The 19043-nt window shown below is 56.1% G+C and carries 14 protein-coding genes and 5 pseudogenes; 7 read left to right on the top strand and 12 right to left on the bottom strand.

All coding sequences use genetic code 11. The features are described 5' to 3' along the window. Nucleotides 1-152 precede the first annotated feature (152 nt). Nucleotides 153-322: pseudogene (locus tag AC1RQK_RS14200) on the top strand (IS6 family transposase); the annotation flags it as partial. Nucleotides 323-379: 57 nt separating this feature from the next. Continuing rightward, nucleotides 380-704: pseudogene (locus AC1RQK_RS14195) on the top strand (glucose-6-phosphate dehydrogenase); the annotation flags it as partial. A gap of 40 nt (nt 705-744) precedes the next feature. Here AC1RQK_RS14195 and AC1RQK_RS14190 read toward each other — a convergent pair. The 9 genes from AC1RQK_RS14190 to AC1RQK_RS14150 form a co-directional block, all read right to left on the bottom strand. After that, nucleotides 745-2415, bottom strand: a complete 1671-nt coding sequence (locus AC1RQK_RS14190) for a dipeptide ABC transporter ATP-binding protein (protein ID WP_492809433.1) — start codon at nt 2413-2415, stop codon at nt 745-747. Next, nucleotides 2412-3281 carry an ABC transporter permease gene (locus AC1RQK_RS14185; protein WP_492809432.1) on the bottom strand — a complete coding sequence of 290 codons (870 nt, stop codon included), beginning with the start codon at nt 3279-3281 and terminating at the stop codon, nt 2412-2414. Before AC1RQK_RS14185 ends, AC1RQK_RS14190 begins: the two co-directional genes overlap by 4 nt. Continuing rightward, a complete protein-coding gene (locus AC1RQK_RS14180; RefSeq protein WP_492809431.1) occupies nt 3278-4273 on the bottom strand; it encodes an ABC transporter permease in 996 nt (331 codons plus the stop codon). The genes AC1RQK_RS14185 and AC1RQK_RS14180 overlap by 4 nt, the downstream gene beginning before the upstream one ends. A 3-nt stretch (nt 4274-4276) precedes the next feature. Beyond that, nucleotides 4277-5869 (bottom strand): ABC transporter substrate-binding protein, encoded by a 1593-nt coding sequence (locus AC1RQK_RS14175; protein WP_492809430.1) that lies wholly within the window; start codon nt 5867-5869, stop codon nt 4277-4279. 499 nt (nt 5870-6368) lie between these two features. After that, nucleotides 6369-6806, bottom strand: coding sequence for a protein TolR (tolR, locus tag AC1RQK_RS14170; protein WP_492809429.1), 438 nt, complete (start codon nt 6804-6806; stop codon nt 6369-6371). Between the two features lies 1 nt (nt 6807). Next, nucleotides 6808-7608, bottom strand: a complete 801-nt coding sequence (locus AC1RQK_RS14165; protein ID WP_492809428.1) for a MotA/TolQ/ExbB proton channel family protein — start codon at nt 7606-7608, stop codon at nt 6808-6810. A 34-nt stretch (nt 7609-7642) separates the two neighbouring features. Continuing rightward, nucleotides 7643-8407 carry a TonB family protein gene (locus AC1RQK_RS14160; RefSeq protein WP_492809427.1) on the bottom strand — a complete coding sequence of 255 codons (765 nt, stop codon included), beginning with the start codon at nt 8405-8407 and terminating at the stop codon, nt 7643-7645. 178 nt (nt 8408-8585) lie between these two features. Beyond that, nucleotides 8586-9902, bottom strand: a complete 1317-nt coding sequence (locus AC1RQK_RS14155) for an LLM class flavin-dependent oxidoreductase (protein WP_492809426.1) — start codon at nt 9900-9902, stop codon at nt 8586-8588. 139 nt (nt 9903-10041) lie between these two features. Beyond that, a complete protein-coding gene (locus AC1RQK_RS14150; RefSeq protein ID WP_492809425.1) occupies nt 10042-12483 on the bottom strand; it encodes a TonB-dependent receptor plug domain-containing protein in 2442 nt (813 codons plus the stop codon). A 1092-nt stretch (nt 12484-13575) separates the two neighbouring features. Here AC1RQK_RS14150 and AC1RQK_RS14145 point away from each other — a divergent pair. Continuing rightward, nucleotides 13576-13950: a winged helix-turn-helix transcriptional regulator gene (locus AC1RQK_RS14145; protein WP_492809424.1), complete on the top strand. Its 375-nt coding sequence runs from the start codon at nt 13576-13578 to the stop codon at nt 13948-13950. Between the two features lie 71 nt (nt 13951-14021). Further along, nucleotides 14022-14117, top strand: a pseudogene (locus AC1RQK_RS14140) (DNA-binding protein); the annotation flags it as partial. A 355-nt stretch (nt 14118-14472) separates the two neighbouring features. Here AC1RQK_RS14140 and AC1RQK_RS14135 read toward each other — a convergent pair. Beyond that, nucleotides 14473-16449, bottom strand: coding sequence for an acid phosphatase (locus AC1RQK_RS14135; protein WP_492809423.1), 1977 nt, complete (start codon nt 16447-16449; stop codon nt 14473-14475). Between the two features lie 86 nt (nt 16450-16535). Beyond that, on the bottom strand, nt 16536-16910 hold the full coding sequence (locus tag AC1RQK_RS14130; RefSeq protein ID WP_492809422.1) for a hypothetical protein: 375 nt from the start codon (nt 16908-16910) through the stop codon (nt 16536-16538). Between the two features lie 351 nt (nt 16911-17261). Here AC1RQK_RS14130 and AC1RQK_RS14125 point away from each other — a divergent pair, with 351 nt between their 5' ends. Next, nucleotides 17262-17429 carry a hypothetical protein gene (locus AC1RQK_RS14125; protein WP_492809421.1) on the top strand — a complete coding sequence of 56 codons (168 nt, stop codon included), beginning with the start codon at nt 17262-17264 and terminating at the stop codon, nt 17427-17429. 142 nt (nt 17430-17571) lie between these two features. Here the strand turns inward: AC1RQK_RS14125 and AC1RQK_RS14120 are convergent. Further along, nucleotides 17572-17922: pseudogene (locus tag AC1RQK_RS14120) on the bottom strand (IS110 family transposase); the annotation flags it as partial. A 118-nt stretch (nt 17923-18040) separates the two neighbouring features. On the opposite strand from AC1RQK_RS14120, the pseudogene AC1RQK_RS14115 reads away from it, so the two are divergent. Both AC1RQK_RS14115 and AC1RQK_RS14110 read left to right on the top strand, forming a co-directional pair. Then, nucleotides 18041-18213 (top strand): annotated as a pseudogene (locus AC1RQK_RS14115) (ISKra4-like element ISBte1 family transposase); the annotation flags it as partial. A 538-nt stretch (nt 18214-18751) separates the two neighbouring features. Then, complete coding sequence (locus AC1RQK_RS14110; protein WP_492809420.1) at nt 18752-19036, top strand: YciI family protein; 285 nt, start codon at nt 18752-18754, stop codon at nt 19034-19036. Nucleotides 19037-19043 lie beyond the last annotated feature (7 nt).

Genomic DNA, 19043 nt, shown 5'->3' with positions numbered 1-19043 from the left:
CCGGAGCCATATCGGTAGGTCGCGTGCACGTCGGAAGAAATGCTGCCGAGCGCATTGCGGGTCTGCAGCGGTACCAGGGCGAAGGCGCCTGGCCGTCGATCGGCGCCCCCAGGCGCTGTCAACTTGACGATGTGGTCGTGTAGAGTTGGACCATGACCCAGACTAAATCGCTGTACCATGGCCACCGTTGCCCGGCCGCGATCATCAGCTGCGCGGTGCCTTCCGATTTCAACTCAGCCTGCGCGAGATCGAGGAACTCCTGTTCGACCGAGGCATCGCGGTGAGCTACGAGACGATCGGGCGCTGGCGCGATAAGTGCGGCCACGGTTGCCCGGTGCGCCAAATGGACGCGTCCGCATTGTGGCTCGACCTGGCACTTCATTACACGGGCAAGAAGTCCGTACAGAACCCGATGACGATGCGCTTTGGCGGCGCGAGTGGGTGCGCGACGTGCAGATCACCATCGCCGATGAAATCCGCGTGGAAAAGCGCAGCGCGTTCCAGGACGGTATCGGCGCGCTGCGCGACACGATGCAGAACCACCTTCGACAGCTGCTGCGCATGGTGGAAATGGAGCCGCAGGCCAGCCTATCGAAGGACGCGATCCGCGACGAGAAGCTGGAGATCCTCAAGGCGCCTAAGCCCATCGAGCTGCACGGGTCGCCGAGAAAGTGGTGCGCGGACATTGCGGCCGCGGCCTCCTAGTCTCGCCCCTGCCTTGCCGTTACATAGACACGCCCATCCTTAGGCCATTTCCACAGTGTTGGCCTCGCTTGTCTGCCATTCTCGCAGGTAACGCTGCCCTGGCACGTCCCGTAGTAGATGTCGGGTGTACTCACTGACCGGGGATTCAAAGACTTGGTGTGAGGTGCCTTGCTCGACTACACGTCCGGCTCGCATTACCACCACTTGGTCAGATATCTCCCTCACCACTGCCAGATCATGTGAGATGAACAGGTAGCTCAGCCCGAGTTCCCGCTGCAGCTCGGCCAAGAGGGTGAGGATTTGCTTTTGCACTGATGCGTCTAGGGCTGAAAGCGGCTCGTCGAGCACTACCAATTGTGGCTCCAATGCCAGTGCACGGGCTATCGCCACCCGTTGGCGCTGACCTCCGGATAGCTCATGCGGGCGACTGTGCAGCAGCCGGGCAGGAAGGCCGACGCGCTCCAGCAGGAGACCCGCCAGTTTCCGCCGACTGGCACGATCACCAATAGCGAAGGCTTTAAGCGGTTCGCTGATGATCTGCTCCAAGTCAAAACGCGGATCAAGAGAGGCATATGGGTTTTGGTAGACCACTTGCACCTGGCGACGGTATTCGCGCAGTTGCTGGCGCGAACAGTTCAATACGTCGATCCCTTCGAAGCGGACTTCTCCGGCGCTGGGTCGTTCCAGATGCAATATCATCCGGGCCGTAGTCGACTTTCCGGAGCCGGACTCTCCGACTAGGCTAAGGGTGGACTGACGATAGATATCAAAAGAAACATGCTGCACTGCTGGTGGACGCTCATGGCGCCAGGTGGAAAATTGCTTACTTAGTCCACGCACACGCAAGAGCGGATCTTGCCGCTCCCTCCCGGGCGAGTGTTCTCGGGTGATTGCCCGGGGCGGCTCGACCCGTCGCGCGCGAGCAAAGCTGGGAGCTGCCGCGAGCAACTGGCGAGTGTAGGCATGCCGCGGCCGCTCAAATATCTGTCGCGCGCTGCCAGCTTCGACGATTCGGCCTTGCTGCATCACCACTATTCGGTCAGCACGATCCATAGCTACGCCGAGGTCATGTGTAATCAGCAGTACAGCGGTACCCTTGTCGCGAGCCAGCGTTTGCAAATGATCGAGTATCTGCCGCTGCACGCTCACATCAAGAGCGCTCGTCGGCTCGTCGGCTATCAGCAGCGAAGGTTCGTTGGCAAGCCCAATGGCGATGAGTACCCGCTGGCGCATGCCACCAGATAGCTCGTGGGGATAACGCCGCACGAGCGTATCAACATCTCGCAGCCCCACCTGGTGGAGTATCTCAACGGTCCGTTGGCGTGCGGCGCCTTTTGGGATCCCATGTAGGGTCATGGCTTCCATGACCTGGCTACCAATACGTTTGACGGGATCGAGGGACAACCCAGGATCTTGCGGCACAAAGCCTACCGAGGCACCGCGCAGGTGTCGCCATTCACGCTCGTTGAGGTGTTCCAAGCTCTGACCGTTGAGGCAAATCCTTCCTGCTGTGATGAACGCATTGCTCGCCAGCAGTCCGATCAAAGCAGTCGCGGTGGTGGACTTACCAGAGCCGGATTCGCCGACGATAGCAACGAACTCGCCGGGCAGTATCTCCAGGTCAAGATCGCATACAGCAGGAATGTACTGCTCTCGGGTACGATAGTCGATCGACAGTCCATCGATCGTCAATAGTGGGGGGTTTCTCATTTGTAGCCTCCTTCAGCGTCTTGCAAGGCCTTAGCCAGCTGGTTAGCGGCCAGCACCACGCCGGCTACGACCAAACCAGGTAGGGTCGTGTACCACCAGGCGGCGACCATGAAATTGCGTCCCTCCGAGACCAGCAGCCCCCACTCCGGCTGCGGTGGCGGCGCTCCGAGACCAAGAAAACTCAAAGCGGAAACAGCCAATACCGCGCTGCCAAACTCCAATGTAGCGAGAGAGAGAATAGGACCGATAGCGTTGGGAACAATGTGATGCCGAATAATGGCCAACGATCCGACCCCACACGCCAGAGCCGCTTCGACAAACATGCTACGGCGCCAACGGAACACTTCTCCTCTGCTCAATCGAGTGAAAGTGCCCACCGACGACAGGCCCACAGCGAGGGCAATATTCGTCGTCCCAAAGCCAAGGACGGTTATCACAGCCATAGACAACAGCAACGACGGAATCGCCACCAGTACCTCAATCAGCCGCATTAACAATGCATCAAGCCAACCGCCGAAGTAGCCACTGATTACACCGATGAAGCTGCCTACCAGCAACGCAATCAATAGCGCCAGTGTGGCGGCGCGCATCGACGGCGCTGCGCCGTAAATAGTTCGACTGTACAGATCACGACCAAGCTGGTCAGTGCCAAACCAGTGGGCTACTGACGGAGCTTGGAGGGACTGAGCGGGGTTGCCGAGCAATGGGTCTAAGTTGCTGAAGAGCCCGGGACATAGCGCCCAGCTCACGACCAGTGCCAGCACCGCTAGACTTAAGAACAAGGTCGGCCTGAACCATGCGCGCCGCCGGCTCGTCGCTCGTCCGGGTGAAGCGGCATTTTTTTCGAGCAAGAATTGTTCGCTCATGCGTCGCTCCGCTTGCTCATTCTAGGGTCGAGCCAGGGATATAGTAAGTCAACCAGAAGATTGCTTAAAATATAAGCCAACGCTGACAACAGAACGATCCCCTGCACGAGAGGAATGTCGTGGTTGTTCACCGCACTTTGCGCTAGACGACCGATTCCTTCGCGAGAGAACACCGTTTCGGTCACCACCGCACCAGCTAAAAGATTGCCGATGATTATCCCCGCCAGGGTCAGCAAAGGGATCGCGGCATTGTGCAATACATGAACCGTCAGCAACCGGATACGACCAATGCCCTTGCTGCGCAAGGCCTCGACGAAAGGTTCGCGCAAGGTATTAGCGATCGACCGAGCAAGCACCTGAGCGATTGCCGCGGCAGTGGGAATCGTCAGGGTAAGTGCTGGCAACACGAGCGAAGAGAAACCCTGGCTGCCCATCGCTGGGAACAGGTGGACATGAAATGACAACCATTGCAACAACAGTAGCCCAACCCAGAAGGGTGGCAACGAAACAGCCAGCGAAGGCAGTGCCAGTAGCGCCTCGCGCAATCCGCGCCGGCGAGCAAGCGTGGCGCCCAGCGCGAGCCCGATGCCTAGAAATAGTGACAGAATGAACGCGACTCCTGTCAGCTTGGCGGTGGCGGGCAATGCTTGGAGCAGCGCTTGAAGTACCGGTTGCCCGCTTTGGATCGAGAGACCAAAGTCAAGATGCAATGCCTTGGCGAGAGCAATGCCGTATTGCACAGGCAACGGTTCGTCCAGGTGATAGCGCGCACGCAGTTGGGCAATCTGTTGCGGGTCAATCGATGATAGCTCGCCAGTTCGACCGAGCATAATAGTGACAGGATCCCCTGGCAGCGTATACAGAACCAGAAAAGAGACTGTGAAAGCTGCCCATAGTACGAAGGCGGCTTGCCCGCATCTTGCCGAAGAATAAATGAGCAGGCTACGCCAACCTGCTGTTCGGCGATGCAGTGAGAACATAGGCGTCGCCATGGGTCAACGTTCCAGCCAAGTGTCGAAGAATTGAAGCCGGGTGGAAGCCTCGTAGTGCAGCCCGTTCACCTGCTTCCCGTAGCCTGTGACCGTCGCCTGTTCGTAAAGCGGTATGGCATGCCCTTGTTCGATCAGAAATTGACTCGCCTCCTTGACCAAAGCACCACGTTGCAGCGGGTCGAGTGTCGTCCTTGATCTAGCCAATACTGAGTCGATCTTGCTAGCTTTGAGCACATTTACATTGGCAGCCGTGGTCATGAATACCAGGCGCAATACGTCCGGGTCTGCACGCGTAGCGCTCATGAAAGTCAGACTGTAGTTGTGCGCCAACTGTTGACTTAACACCGTGCCGATTGGTGCCTTATTAAGGCGAAGTTCCACCCCGATTCGCCGCAACTGTTGTTGTACCTGCTCCAGCACTGGCGTTTGTTGCCAGTAGTCGATCGGGAATGAAAGTCGTTTGCCTTCCCGCTCTCGAATCCCGTCTTTACCGAGTCGCCACCCCGCGCCCTCTAAGAGCTTCCGTGCTCCAGTTGGGTTGTACTGCAGCAAATCTGAATGATCGCTGTAAAATGGTGTGTTACCCGCAATAATCGAGGTGGCGGGTTTCTGATTGGTGGAGATAACGCTCTGAAGCTCGGCGCGGTCGATCCCTATATTCAGCGCCTGACGCACCGGGAGCTCGTCGAGCGGTGGTCGCGACTCATTCGCTGCCAGACTGTGTACGATGCCCGGGTTGGTTCGAGCTAAGACCGGGATACCCCGCTCCGCAAGAGTGCGTTCGTTCTGGATGGCGACACCAACGTCAACATCGATCTGCCCCGACAAGATGCTTCCAAGGCGTACTCCAGATTCAGGAATAATTAGGAACTCAATGCCGTCAAGCCAGGCAGCTCCTTGGTGCCGAGTGAGCGATGAAGCCCAGTTGTAGCCATCGCGCCGCTGGAGGGTCACCTTCTGATTGTGCACAAACTCGTTTAAGATGAATGGCCCAGAGCCCGTCACTTTCCCCTGGCATCGCGCCTCAGGCGCAAGTTTGAGGCTTGCTGGAGAGAGCAGGCCAAGACTCATAGTCGAACTGGCCTGCAAAAACTGCGCATTGGGTTCATGAAAGGTCACACGTACGGTGTAAGGCTCAACGACCTGAATCGACTCCATGCCAGAGAGGTAAGACCTTGCTAAAGGTGCCCGTGCGCCCAGGGCAATAATCGATTCGAAGGTGGCTTTGACTGCCGCTGCATCTACCTTGCTACCATCAGTGAACGTGGCATCGTCGCGCAAGTAAAAGGTGAAACTACGCGATTCGTCGCCAATCTCCCAGCGCGAAGCAAGCCAAGGGACGATCTTGCCAGTTTGCGGATCCTGATCCGTAAGTGAGTCGACTAACTGCCGACCGATAGTTAGCGCGTAGCTGTTGCCCGCCTGTTGAGGGTCAAGGCAGTCCGGGTCGCTGTCGAAAGCGACTTTCAGTACTCCGCCAGAGCGTGGTTGGCCAAGCGTTGCGGCGCTCTTTTCTTCGTGTGCTTTGCCGCAGCCGGCAGCGCCTAGCGCGACAGCAACGACGAGGGGTAGTGTTCGCAAAATTGAAAGGGGCATTCCTTGGCTTCCGGCTTTGAATAGTTTCTACATACGGCAGGCGAAGGTCATCCCTCAGAGTTATCTGCCGCATCGTTAGTGGAACCGACAGCGACGCTGTAGTTCGGCCTACTACGAGATTGACCAAGAGGCCGATCACCGTAAATCGGTGGTGAACATGGGAACCGGCGCCGCTAATTGGATCTGCTTTTTTTTTGAGTGGCACAAATTTTATGGCGGCCATCATCATTTAAATGACGATGGCGTGTGTCTTCAGCATTTGATGATTCCGGTTCAGCAGAAAACATAGTCCACGACGAATCGCTGTAGACTGTGCTCTACTCCTCTAAGCGCAATTGATAATCCACTCAGGCGCACTCAGGTATGCGTTACATTCAGCCGATCTCCTTGCACCGCACGAACACCCACTACAGCCTCGTAGAAGGGGCGACCTAAATGGTCGGCTCGCGATCGCAACCGACGCAGGAAATCCTGCCTGCAGGTTCCAATCTACAGAGTGCTAGTTTGTTCTGGCCGGCTCGGACACGAGGGCTACCTTAGAGTAGCCGGCGTTGTTGATCTCTCCCATCGTCGCGATCACCTTGCCGTACGGTAACGATTGATCGCCGCGCAGAAAAATCCTCCGCTCATGGTCACCTTCCGACGCTTGTGCGAGGGCAAGCAGCAATGTCTTCTCCGATACCGCATTCTTATCGACGTATACATGACCCTGCGCGTCAAGACTGACCGCGATCGGAGGCTTCTCTTCATTGAGGGGTTTAGCGTTACTAGTCGGGAGATCCACCTTCACGCCGGACGCCATCAGCGGCGCTGCGACCATGAAGACGATCAGCAGCACCAGCATCACGTCAACCAGCGGGGTAACGTTTATGTCGCTGACTGGCGCACCGAAGGTTGTTCCGGGCGCTTGGCGGCTTCTCGAGATATTGGCTCCCATTTCATGCCCCCTTCTGGACAATGCCGTTGGCAGGCACTCGCGGATTTACCACCTGCGGCCGGGCAGCCTGTACATCCTGTTCACTCGCTACTCGCGGGCGCGCCTCTCCCGTCTCCAGTAAGCGCGAGAGTTCCACTTCGACAATCCCAGTCAACGTCCCAAGCCGGTTTGCATACGAGCCCAGGTCGCCAGATGCGCGGTTATACGCGACAACAGCCGGGATCGCCGCGACGAGGCCCAGCGCAGTAGCGAAGAGCGCCTCTGAAATTCCTGGTGCAACGACCGCGAGGCTCGTGTTGTTGCTCGCCGCAATCCCCTGAAATGAATTGATGATTCCCCACACAGTGCCAAACAATCCCACGAATGGGGCCACGGATCCGACCGTCGCCAGGAGTTGCAAGCCACGTTGAAGATGTTCGATCTCAACACCCGTGGCAACTTGAGCGACGCGGGCCACTCGTTCCTTTAGACTATCGCGCGCAGCGGGAGTTTGGGTAATGCCCCGCTCATGACTACGATCCCACTCCGCGGAAATTGCGGCATAAATTCGTGCGAATGGGTCCCCAGGAACGCTGCGCAACTGCTCCGCCAGCGCAGCCAGTGCGTTCGATCCACTGAGCGCAGTAGTCCAGTCTCGCGCACGGGCGCCAAGTCGGCGGAACCTGAAGAGTTTGTCGGCAATAACGGCCCAGGTCAAAACCGACGCAAGAGCAAGGATGAGCATGATCGCCTTGACGATCAAGTCAGCCTGCAAGAAAAGACTCCAGGGAGAAAAATGTTGCGCGAGTTGAGCTGTATTCATAGTGTGAATTTCCTTCTATTTTGTAAAAATTCTGCTAATCGGCCCGATATACGATCGCACCCTGCAGAACGTAAGATGACCCCCCAAGATCTGGCAGGCGTGGGAACGGTGCGGCAGCGCGGATGGCTTCGATGGCAGCAGCATCGAGCGTTTCGTCGCCGGAAGACCGAATGTCGCAGTGGATCATTGAACCATCGGGTGCCAGAATCAGCTTGTATCCGACTCTCCCCTCGAGATGCTTACGCTTCGCGATACGCGGATAGTGCTCGCCCGCGCTACGATTGATACGAGAAAACACCTGATTCACGTAGTCGCTCGGGATGCCATCCTGGCCAATGACACGCCGTGGTGCTGATTCACCTGCTGTCGTGGACGCATCCGCGACATCCACGGCCGCATTCGATGCCGTCGGCGCCAGCGTCGGTACTGACGCAGTCTGAGCCTCTGCCGCTGGCGCCGCAACGGTGCGCGGCTGCAGCGTTCGTTCGACGCGCGCTGGGCGCGCCGACTGTGTCTTTTGCTCTGCGGGTTGAGGCAACGTCGGCTCAATCTTCGGCTGGGTGAGCCTTAGCGGTTCGGGCATAGACTGTTCGACGACAAGCATAACTGTGCGTTCAGGCGGCGAGAGATCGGGCACACGGGTGGACCACGCGATGAACGCTGCAATAGCTCCAGCGTGCAAGCAAATCGAGACCAGCACGCCGTAGCCCTTCCACCATTGCACATCCCTGTGCGTTAGACGGACGTGGGCATCGATCGGTAGAGAAAAAATGACGGTCGGAGGCTGGCTAATACTCATGTTAGTTCCCCTTGCAAAACAAGAACCTGGGGTTACAAGTGGTCCTGTAGCGTCAGCTTGAAGACGCATACGATCAATGCAACTTTCGATCCATCCTTGGAGCAGCTCGTCATGCCCAACATAATGACGGTTGAAAGAGGAGTCCCAATTACATTAACTCCTATAATTGACATGATCTCTACAATTTAATTTTTGCGTATCGACTTTCCTTGCGTTTTAGTCCGATATTATCGCGCAGTGTCTTCCCGGACAGAAAACGTTGGAAACGGCCGCGCGCCTCGAGAATCGGAATAACCTGGTTGACAAAATCATCAAATCCTTCATTCTGTTCCAGAAGAGCCAAAATGAATCCGTCAGCGACTCCGGCGTCGATCCACCGAATCATTTCATCGGCGATTTGCTCGCCTGTTCCTATGAAAGGCGATCTAGGAGTAACCATTTCTAGTGCTACTTCACGCAACGTCAATCCATTGGAGCGCGCTTTGGCTTTAATCCTATCTGTGTGAGACTGAAAGCCGCTCCTTCCGATATCGCCAATTTCTGGAAAAGGTTCATCGGGTGGGTACTGACTGAAATCATGATGATTGAAGAAACGACCGAGATAATCCACCGCCTCATCGACCGTCACCAAGTCGCGCAGCACAAGATACTTGGCCTCTGCTTCATCCGCTGTTGCACCCACGATAGGTATGAGGCCAGGGAATATCTTGACCTCCTCAACAAGACGGCCCTGAGTCACGGCACTATCTCTTACCCGCTGCGAGAAGATACGGGCCTCTTCTAGCGAAGCCGGAAGGGTGAATACGGCGTCGGCATATTTTCCGGCTAGTGAGATGCCTGCATCGGAGGAACCTGCCTGAAATATCACTGGCTGGCCTTGCGCCGAGCGCTGCACACTTAGCGGACCAGCAACTTGAAAGTACTTCCCCTTATGATTCAGCGTATGACGTTTATTTTTATCAAAATACTCACCGCTCTCCCGGTTTTGCACGAAAGCGTCGTCGTCCCAACTGTCCCACAGCCCCTGTGCGACGCTTACATACTCGTCAGCAATCTCGTAGCGAAGTGCGTGTCCCGGATGGGATCCGCCAAAATTCTTTGCGGTTCCGTCGGATGGCGTCGTCACAACATTCCATCCAGCCCGCCCCCCACTTATCAGATCCAGTGACGCAAGCTGGCGGCTAACGTTGAACGGTTCGCTGTAAGACGTAGATACAGTCCCAACAAGTCCGATCTTTTCGGTAACGGTTGCAAGTGCCGAAAGTAGTGAAATTGGCTCAAAACGATTTAGAAAATACGGAGGCGATTTATCATCAATATAAAGACCGTCTGTAACAAAGGCAAAAGCCATTCCATTCAACTCGGCTTTCTGTACTGTTTTTATGACGAAATCAATATTGGCACTGGCATCTACAGGCGCGCTAGGGTGCTTCCACGAATTAGTGTGCGCACCAGGGCCGTGAAGTGTAATTCCGATAGCGATATTATTTTTCATAATTTACAAACACAAAATATTAATAATAGACAATTATTTAAGTTTTTTAAAATTAATTAAATACTTCATTTAACAAAATCATAAATTATTAGAGCATATTTATTTGTCACGCATGACACTACTAAAAGTAAACGATCGATTAGAACTGATACTTCGCGTTCATGTAGTAAAAAGCACCGCTGACACCTATCTGCGTCGAAGACACATCATATTGCTGACCGAAGGGTCGGTACTCGGTGGAGAGTTTGCTCGGGTAGACGTTGAACAGATTGTTCGCTCCGACTGCAACTTCAAACTTGCGAGTGAACGAATACCGAACCTCCACGTCAGTGATGAACTTTGGTGAGTTATTGAACTTGGCAAATTTTGTGGTTGAAAAGGCGTCTGGACCGCTTAAGATTGTTACGGAACCCGACGTGGGGCCGTATCGCGTTTCACGAAGGCTGACTGCCCACTTGTCAAGACGCCAGGTTCCCCCAAGGATGATTTTGTTTTTAGGGGTCACCGTACTGAGGTACGCAATCTGCTGCGCATTTAGCAGTGCGTTTCCATTGGAATCGCTTGCGACGTGTGTCACGTTGGTCTTGTTGAAGTTGATGCCAAGATCCCAATCTATCCGTCCCCAACGTCCAAAGTTGGTGCGATATGTCCCGACGATGTCAAGGCCGCGCGTGCTGGTGTTCGCGCCATTGGTGAAGTAATTGGCGCGAACATACGAGAGTCCCACAGGTAACGTGACCCCGGCTGTAGCTAACGCGTCAATTGCCTGCTGGCCGCTGTAGGTTCCTCCGACCACAATGCGATCGCGAATGTTGATCTGGTAAGCGTCGACCGAAAAGTTCAGGTTCGGTAGTGGGTTTAGCACCACCCCGAAAGTGATGTTAGTCGACTTCTCCGGCTTCAACTGCGTTGCTCCCAGATTGCGAGCAGCCTGCGAGTTGGCGGCCAGCAGACCAGTCGCCCCGATCGGTGATGTGTTGAGATTGGTGAAGTATTCCTGGGCTAGCGTCGGTGCACGGAATCCTGTGCTGACACTTCCACGTACGGCGATCTGCGGGCTGATATCGTAGCGGTTGGACAGCTTCCCGTTAGCAGTGTTACCCACGTCGCTATAGTGTTCGAAACGACCCGCAATGTTGGTCTGCCATTGCTGTGTTAGTTTCGTGGAGAGATCACCATAGGCTCCTACTACATCGCGCGATTGTGAGGTCACACTCAGCGATGACAACCCAGATCCGCCAGCGGCTCCGCCGCCGTATGAGGAGGCTGCATCGCCCGCCCCTACTGAATAGCTCTCTCGGCGATGCTCAACACCCAGAGAGACATTAACGGGGGCGGACAATAGTGAAAATTTGAAGGGCCGCGTGATATCCAGATTATTAGTCCATTGCGTATTCTTGAATTTTGATATGTGAAAGCTAGTTGGCGTAGAGCCGGTGGCTGCCAGAAGATACGGATTGCCTGTGTTAACGGCACCTAGGTTGAGATTGTCCACCCCGTAGGTAGTACTCAGGTCCCACGACCATCCAAGCAAATTCTCCCCTTTAGCACCCGCTGTCAAAGAGTAGTCATTCTCGCGGCTCTTCGTCTGGGGAGTAAATCCAGCGGGATAGACGCTAGGCAGCACAGAGGGGAGACGGTAGTTCTGATAACTGCTCCCGTCCCGATGGGCATACGTCCCAAAACCGTACAACTCTACGTTGTCGTTTACAAAATACCCCGCGTTGAAGGCCAAGGCTTCACGGGTGCTCGCAGGATCCCCAAGCAGGAGATTATCAAAATTCCCCGTTCGTGGATCCACCCCAGAGCGCTTGGTATGGTTTTGGCGAGAAAACTCCGCACTCAGATCGAGAAAGCCATTCTGGCCGAGAGCTATCCCGATACTGGCTGCATTTCCTTGCCGGAAACCATCACCTTGATAGGTTTTGCCAGTTGTGTTTTCAATAGAAGCGCCTTTGATGTCGGACTTAAGAATGATATTGATGACGCCGGCGATCGCATCAGAACCATATTGTGCTGACGCACCGTCTCGCAAAATCTCTACATGGTCGATTGCGCTAATGGGAAGCATGTCAACGTCGACACCGCTTGATCCTTGCTGAGCCCCATCGGCGGTAGAGATGTTTGCCGTAGTGTGACGCCGCTTCCCGTTCACCAGCACGAGTACGTGATCGGGACTGAGGCCGCGCATTGTAAGTGCGTTGGTTAGGTTTCCACCGCTATAGACAATTGCCTGGCGCCCGATCGACGGCGACAGTTGCACGAGTGCGTCGCGCAGGCTCGTCTGACCAGTCTTCTTAAGATCATCCGCAGTGATTACATCGACGGGAGTCAGACTTTCACTGATTTTCTTTTCTGTTTCACGCGTGCCGGTTCTCACTACGACATCTTGCACGCTCCCGGCAAAAGTTTCCCGCGAGGCCGGTATGGGGCCTGCATCGGTCCCCCCTACTGGCGCGACCTTACTTTGCGCCCATGCCCCGCCACTGCACGACAGCGTCGCCGCAGCGGCGGATATGACCGTTCTTCTACGCCATGAATCCAGACGCCGGCCATCCTTGAATACGATCTCCAGATGCATAAACTATCCAGTATTAATATTTTATAATTTGGTATTAATGATTGTCTCGAATAATAAATTAGTTTAATATTCGGCGCGCAAATACAGCGATTATGTATTGATCAATTTCCACAATCATTTATTGAATTGCCTAATAAAGCTATCGCCCTGAGAAACACTATAATAGTGTTCTGCTTATATTAATTTTTTGCATTTCCATCATGCTTTTTATGCAACGCTGCCATCGCGCACCCAATGAGCCGTCACTGTAACGTCTATAACGCTGGTGCCAAACGAAGGGATTCGATTATAGATATCTGCTATCCACACGAACAAAATTGTCTGTTATAAATTGGCTGATTAATTAACGAACATATTTGTTCGCCTTTCTGTGGAAGACTTCTTTTGTATTCAATGGAAAAATTATGGATGAAATCCAGAAATGAATTCTCGTATGAGTTCGCGTGGCACCTGGTTGGGACAACGAGGATCACGAAAGTCATGTATGAGTCTACCGACGTGGCCTTTCTGACGGCCGAGAGCAGGAGCGAGGATCAACTTTCTCCGAAGGAGACTTAGCACTTGAATCCCAAGAAAACGCCGAGATAGTTGTTTCGAGAAAGCAGCGACGCTTCACGCTATTGCGTGCCATCACGTTCTTCGTCGAGTTCAGTCTGCCTTTGGCAGCGGTTATAGCGAATATTTATTATTTATCTTTGTCGCGACGTTATTCTATTCACTGGATGAACCTCGGCATGAGAGCGAGATGGGGAGGCCGTACTACCATCGATTCAAGCTTCACGTGGCTCGCGGCTATTTGAAACCGGTTGGAAGATAGAAAGAAGATTCGGAAAACTTCGGTTTTCCATGCCATCGTGTTGAACTAAGGCCGTTCTAGGTAATTCGTCAGATTCCGCTCACCTGCCACTCGTCGCGCGGGCAAAAAATGGGCGATGAGTCTTCCGGTCCTGCCGCCGGATTCAACACGTGTCTCACACGATCAGCATCGGATATAGGATGAACAAAAGATCGGCTAGTTGAGATACCATTCCCAACCTAACCGACTAGTGGGGCATACTCTTGAACTCCAATCACAGAAGTGCTCGCGAGAGCATGCCAGCGAACCCCTGCTGCGACGCGTTAATTGACACACTAGCTCGAATAGGGGACAAATGGTCGATAAAGGTCTTTGGTGCGCTCCACTCGGGACGTCGACGCTACAGCGATATTCACCACTACGTCAGCGGGATTTCCCAGCGCATGCTGACGCTGACCCTGAAGAATCTGGAGCGCGACGGCCTTTTGCGCAAGCGCGTAACCTCCACGGAGCCGATTCGTATCGAGTATGAACTGACGGAGCTTGGAGAGAGCCTCATTGCTCCACTTACTGCGCTATACAACTGGGCCGGCATACATCACCCCACTATGCGTGCGGCGCGTAATGAAATCGACAACGAGGTCTCGACATCAGATTTGATGGGGCGCTGAACGGCTGGAACAAGCGGTTTCTAATCAGTAAATCGCTCTCAATAGGTCCATGCTGGATTGGCCCCGAAGTACCGGCCCCCAAGACAGGGGCCACCACGCCGGACCGCGGCCGCGCCCCGGCATGTCTCGGCAAGAATCGAGATAAGTTCCTGATCTCTGAGGTGTAAGGAGCAAGCAATGCTGCGAACGGCGCGCCGTCGACATTCGTCTTGCGTTTGCTCCGAGTCGACGGTTGGTCTGGACACTGTACCTAGGTGATCCCTCATTCCGATGAGTCCGCAGTGCCGTCCAACCAGACGAGTGCACATCGAAGATACACATACGCAGCGCAAAGTTCTCGACAGCTATGCTGCCCTTAGAACCGAAATCTCGGATTGGCCTTGATAGAGCCAACGCGTCAGACGTCGGACTTAAAAAAAATAAATAATCACTTCTTAGATCGATTGGCTCTTCATCGGCAATGGAAACGTCACGGGAAACCAAGAAAGCCGCCCGAAGGCGGCATTCTTCATCATCACAACATCAGAGCGTCCCGTCGAGCCGCACCGACAAGCCCGTGGCCGAGTAGATGGCCGTGGTCTTGTAGCCTGGCACCGAGATGGTGGTGAACTGCCCCTTCAGGCTGCTACTGGAGAGCAGGCTGATGGTGTCCCCCACCGACGGGCGGAAGCCGCTGCGGAAGTTCACCGCCAGCGTACCGCCGGCCACGGTGGCGATGCCGCTCACCGCAACGCGGCCGGCGCCACCGCTGCCCAAGTCTAGCTGCAACGTGGTGTTGGCCAGCTGCGTGTAGGCGCCGGCGATCACCAGTTGTGCGTCGGCGCTGGAAGCCAGCGTGCCGCCGCCAAGGTAGACGTCACCCTTGCCAAATGCTGTAGCCGAGAGCGCCTGCAGCGTGCCGGCCGCGGCCTGCGTACCGCCGGTGTAGCTGTTCTGGCCACCCAGGCGCAGCGTTCCGCTGCCCTGCTTGGTCAGCTTGCCGGCGCCGCCGATGTCGTTGCGCCAGGTGTCGAGCGCGTTGAAGCCGCTCTGGCTGGCATCCATGTTGACCACTACGTCACCGTTGAACGCGCCGTAGCCATCCGCTGCGGCAAACAGGTTGATGCGTCCCCAGCCCTCAACGTCGTCCATCACCGGATAGCCCGACGGCATCGCGGTGGTCTTAAGAACCACGCGGCGCTGATTAGCATCCAGGTAAGGCAGGCGCGTTTCCAGCAGCACCTCGGCGCTCTTGGGGACCACCGCTGGCTTGGTAGTATCGGCGATCTGCGCGAAGCCAAAGGTCATGCGGCGGTTGTAGTTGGCCTTGTTGGTGGTGTAGTCCGCGAAGCGGTCCGTGGCCGTAGTGCCGGAATGCGCAAAGTCGTTGAAGGCCAGCTTCGTGTCCGCCTTGGCTGCGGCCATCAGCGTGCTATGGGCCTGGTCATAAGCTGCGGTCTTACGCGCCGCGTTGGCGCCGGTGGCGATGCTAGCCGCGGCGGTAGCCTGGCCGAGCATGCGGCCACTGACCACATCCAGCGGAGAGTGCATGCCGGCGACGATGCGGTTCTCGCCCAGTTCCAGACCGCGTGTGACCATTTCCTGGAAGCGCTCCGGTACGGCATAGGCCATTGCGATGGCATCGCGCACGGCTTCGGCGGTGTGGCCGCTGGTGAAGCCGCCATCGGTGGCGGGCGTGGCGCTCTTGGCCGGCACCAGCGCGGGGACGACATTGACACTGCTGCTCCAGCGCCACGGCCGCGCGTATTTGTAGAAGCGCTTGGCCGGCTCAGTGGAGCCGTTCTCGCCGATGTTGCTGACAAAGTCCACCACGGTGCCGAAGCTGGTGTTGGTGCTGCCACCCACGCCGACATTGTTGCCGCCGTCGTTGTACAACACGGTGGTGGCGTCGCTCGCGATGCTGGTGATGGTGGTGGTCTGTTGCGCGGCCGACTGCCAAGTGGCCGTCAGCGGACCCAGGCCGTCGCTGACGCTGTACCCTTTGTTGCGGCGATCGTCCAGGTAGGCGGCCAGTTCCTGCGCGGCGGTGCGCTGCGCGGTCACGTTGGCCACGTACTGGATGTTGGCACCGAGCACGCTGGCGTTGAGGATGGTGCCGTCGGTACTGTCACCAGGGATCCCGGTCCAGCTGGATGCCACCACCGCGGGGAAGCTGCCGTTAGCGGGCGCCGTGACGCCTGCATCGACGATCAGGGTGGTGGGCTTCCACAAATCCAGGAAGCCGCTTAGCACCCGCACGCCGGCATTGGTCTCTTTGGTGGCATAGCGCGCATCGCCGCGCTGGTTGGTGTAGGCGTAGTCCACGAAGGGCAGCACGGCGGCCTGGTCTGCCACCGGTGCGGAGTCGACGAAGCCCAGGTCCTTGGGCGCCGCGGGAATCGACAGCGGCTGCGCGACTGCCGAAGTGGCGGTGGCGTCGTCGCCACCGCCGCAGGCGGTCAGCAGCGTGGCGCCGATCAGCGCGGCGGTCAGGACACGGAGGGAACTTGGAGGAAACATGAGGAGCGGGCGCAAGGGCCCGGGACATTGGGATCGGCCGAATGCTACGCAACCATTGTGAATTCCGTATGACTATTAATGCACTTTTATGGTGCAGTGCGTGGCGGTAGTGACTTGATACCAAGCTCGTCCGGCTTCAATCTGTACACCCCATGGGTGAGGGCATGCTCGATGTGCCGCTCCTGCACATCGTCAACCAAGCCCAGGAAGTCAGGATCATTTAGTGCTTCGCGGGCGAGGTCTGGGAGGGGCCGCGGCAATCGGTCCGCAATATTGCCGAGCGCGCCTTGCAGCTCATGCAGATCGACCAAGGCAGCGGTCAGGTGAGGCGATGGCCCGATTTCAATCGAGTGCTCTGGTGAACTCGGCGCCCAACGTTGATAACTCGGATGCCCCGGCACAGAACAAGCGCTGCCCATTCGTGCTGTTTGCAGACCAGCGATCGCCGCCTTGCCCAGCAACGAGAATCACAGGAGGCCAACTTGATTTGGCAGCCCGTCGCGCACGGCGCCACTTGGGCAAGCCGGCAGTTACTTTGGACACGGCTCTGCATTGAAGATGTCCAACAAATGTCGCTGCGATTTCTGAAAGCGCTTCGTCTTTCTGCGTCAACACCCCAAACGCCTTTAAATCCCCCCACCACCGGCAACGTTGTCGGCAATCGGACCTTGACGTGATCCCGCACGACCGACTCCGGCAACATCGCGATCGCCTCTCTAGACTGCAAGAGTTGCAGCGTTGCAAAAATCGACGAGCGCTAGATCACATCCTCCGGACTGCGCACTCCCGCCTGAGCAAACTCGCTGTCCAACATGACTCGCACCGGACCGATCGAACTCGTTGTGATCGAATGGCCCCATGAACCGCCCGACGGCGAGTTCGACTTCGTGCCGTTCCGGCGGCACGCCGAACTGGTCACTGCACTCGCCGAGAATCCGCACATTCTGGGAACCCGTTCCCGCATGATGTCGGCTTTTTAGGTCTGGAGAATTGAAAAAATGCAAGTAATTGATTTAATTGCATATTTTCTATGCGCCTACCTCGAGATCAGCACGGGAGATGGGAATCGCTTCCCTAGCCAATTGCGGAGAAATCAAGAAGACCTCCGGCGGGTCAGTGGATGGCTTGCTGGTGTTCGGCCATGGTCGGCACAAAACGCATGTTGGCGTGGGTCACCGCCTCGCAGATCGCCGCTGCACCGGCCGCGTCGTTCTTGCCACGCGTCCCGAACATGCAGTATGGCGCAACCAGCCTGGGCGCCATCAGCTTGATGGTATGACCTCGCTAGCGAGATAGCGGAGCCCAATCATGTGCGCCCGAGCAAGCCTTCATGCCGATCCAGCAAGGTGGTAACTCGGCGATTGGCATGGTCGTTACTGACAGATTGACGATAAGTGCCTTTTTTGCCGCATCGACACCGTGAACAGCAAACACGCTTTTGGCGAGATCTATATCCACGGTAACAACGGAGATGGGCTTCCCCTCCTGTGGACGCGATGGCGTTTCGACACGCCATCATGGCACCTAGATGCCGCCCTCCAGCTTCCGCCGCAGCATCGAGGCGGAAAAGTCACTTCCATTCGACTGCCCCGTCAGCTTGGTGGTCAGCAAGCGCTTTGTTAGCGGCAACCGATGGCCCGACGCCCGTCGCAAGCGCACGCCCTTCTGCAAATCCGAACTGCCGTGCTCAATGACCATCTCCGATCTCACGACGAACGACGGCGTCCCCCCATTGCCCGTGAATGCGTTCATCGCGTCGCCGCTTTGCCCCGCTTTAGGCGTATGGATCGAAGACTGAATAGGGTTCGGCCAGCCGCCATCGAGGCCGGCTCGCGGACAGCGGCTTGGGCAACATAACGCCGCGACGGTGCGCGGGTAGTGGTGTGTCCTGAAAGCTCAGGCTGCAACGCTGGCAATTGATTTGAAGTACTGGTTGCTAAGGACGCTTTGCGAAGTCCGGTGGTCCATGAAGTCAACGAGACCTCGCAGCTTCGGCACGCGGTATCACTGGAAGACCAATGCCCATGGAGGGCTATCCATCCGCAAACCGGTTGCCGACACGCACCAAAACACGTCCTTCGACACCAATTTCGTGCGTGACGCATAAAGAAGTGGTCGTCCCGCCCTCCGAAAAGACCGAATTTCGGGCGAAATCGGCAGGATGCACCTGGCATACAGCTTGCTCTCATAGCATCCATCAAACATTTCAAATGAAATGTTTGATGGATGCGGATTGATGAGAGGCCATTCATTCGCATGAACGGCCAGTTCCATTTTCTCCTTAACAGAGGTGCAAAGCAGCATGGCAACCATCAAGTATGTAATTTTCTATAAGCCCGATCCAAATGCTATGGGAAAGGCCGCGGCTTCGGAGCTATTTCCCTCTCACCTGCAGCACGCTCAGTCATTCCATGAGCAAGGCAAGTTGATTTCATTTGGCGCCTTTGCGGATTTGATCGGTCAGGGATCGATGGGGATTTTCACCAGTAAAGATGCCGCTGAGGACTTTGTTGCCAACGATCCATTCGTCAAGGGCGGCATCGTCGCTTCACACGAGATCAGGGAATGGACCGACGTCCTTGGCTGAACTGATT

The organism is Cupriavidus sp. GW822-FHT02D05, from assembly GCF_058802485.1.
Note: the sequence above shows the minus strand (reverse complement) of the source record. Positions and strands in the feature narration are given on the sequence as shown.

What these genes read in the sequence shown, in the direction of transcription:
- AC1RQK_RS14190 (WP_492809433.1), bottom strand. Translation starts at nt 2,415, where the DNA reads ATGAGAAACCCCCCACTATTGACGATCGATGGACTGTCGATCGACTAT.
- AC1RQK_RS14185 (WP_492809432.1), bottom strand. Translation starts at nt 3,281, where the DNA reads ATGAGCGAACAATTCTTGCTCGAAAAAAATGCCGCTTCACCCGGACGA.
- AC1RQK_RS14180 (WP_492809431.1), bottom strand. Translation starts at nt 4,273, where the DNA reads ATGGCGACGCCTATGTTCTCACTGCATCGCCGAACAGCAGGTTGGCGT.
- AC1RQK_RS14175 (WP_492809430.1), bottom strand. Translation starts at nt 5,869, where the DNA reads ATGCCCCTTTCAATTTTGCGAACACTACCCCTCGTCGTTGCTGTCGCG.
- tolR (WP_492809429.1), bottom strand. Translation starts at nt 6,806, where the DNA reads ATGGGAGCCAATATCTCGAGAAGCCGCCAAGCGCCCGGAACAACCTTC.
- AC1RQK_RS14165 (WP_492809428.1), bottom strand. Translation starts at nt 7,608, where the DNA reads ATGAATACAGCTCAACTCGCGCAACATTTTTCTCCCTGGAGTCTTTTC.
- AC1RQK_RS14160 (WP_492809427.1), bottom strand. Translation starts at nt 8,407, where the DNA reads ATGAGTATTAGCCAGCCTCCGACCGTCATTTTTTCTCTACCGATCGAT.
- AC1RQK_RS14155 (WP_492809426.1), bottom strand. Translation starts at nt 9,902, where the DNA reads ATGAAAAATAATATCGCTATCGGAATTACACTTCACGGCCCTGGTGCG.
- AC1RQK_RS14150 (WP_492809425.1), bottom strand. Translation starts at nt 12,483, where the DNA reads ATGCATCTGGAGATCGTATTCAAGGATGGCCGGCGTCTGGATTCATGG.
- AC1RQK_RS14145 (WP_492809424.1), top strand. Translation starts at nt 13,576, where the DNA reads ATGCCAGCGAACCCCTGCTGCGACGCGTTAATTGACACACTAGCTCGA.
- AC1RQK_RS14135 (WP_492809423.1), bottom strand. Translation starts at nt 16,449, where the DNA reads ATGTTTCCTCCAAGTTCCCTCCGTGTCCTGACCGCCGCGCTGATCGGC.
- AC1RQK_RS14125 (WP_492809421.1), top strand. Translation starts at nt 17,262, where the DNA reads ATGACTCGCACCGGACCGATCGAACTCGTTGTGATCGAATGGCCCCAT.
- AC1RQK_RS14110 (WP_492809420.1), top strand. Translation starts at nt 18,752, where the DNA reads ATGGCAACCATCAAGTATGTAATTTTCTATAAGCCCGATCCAAATGCT.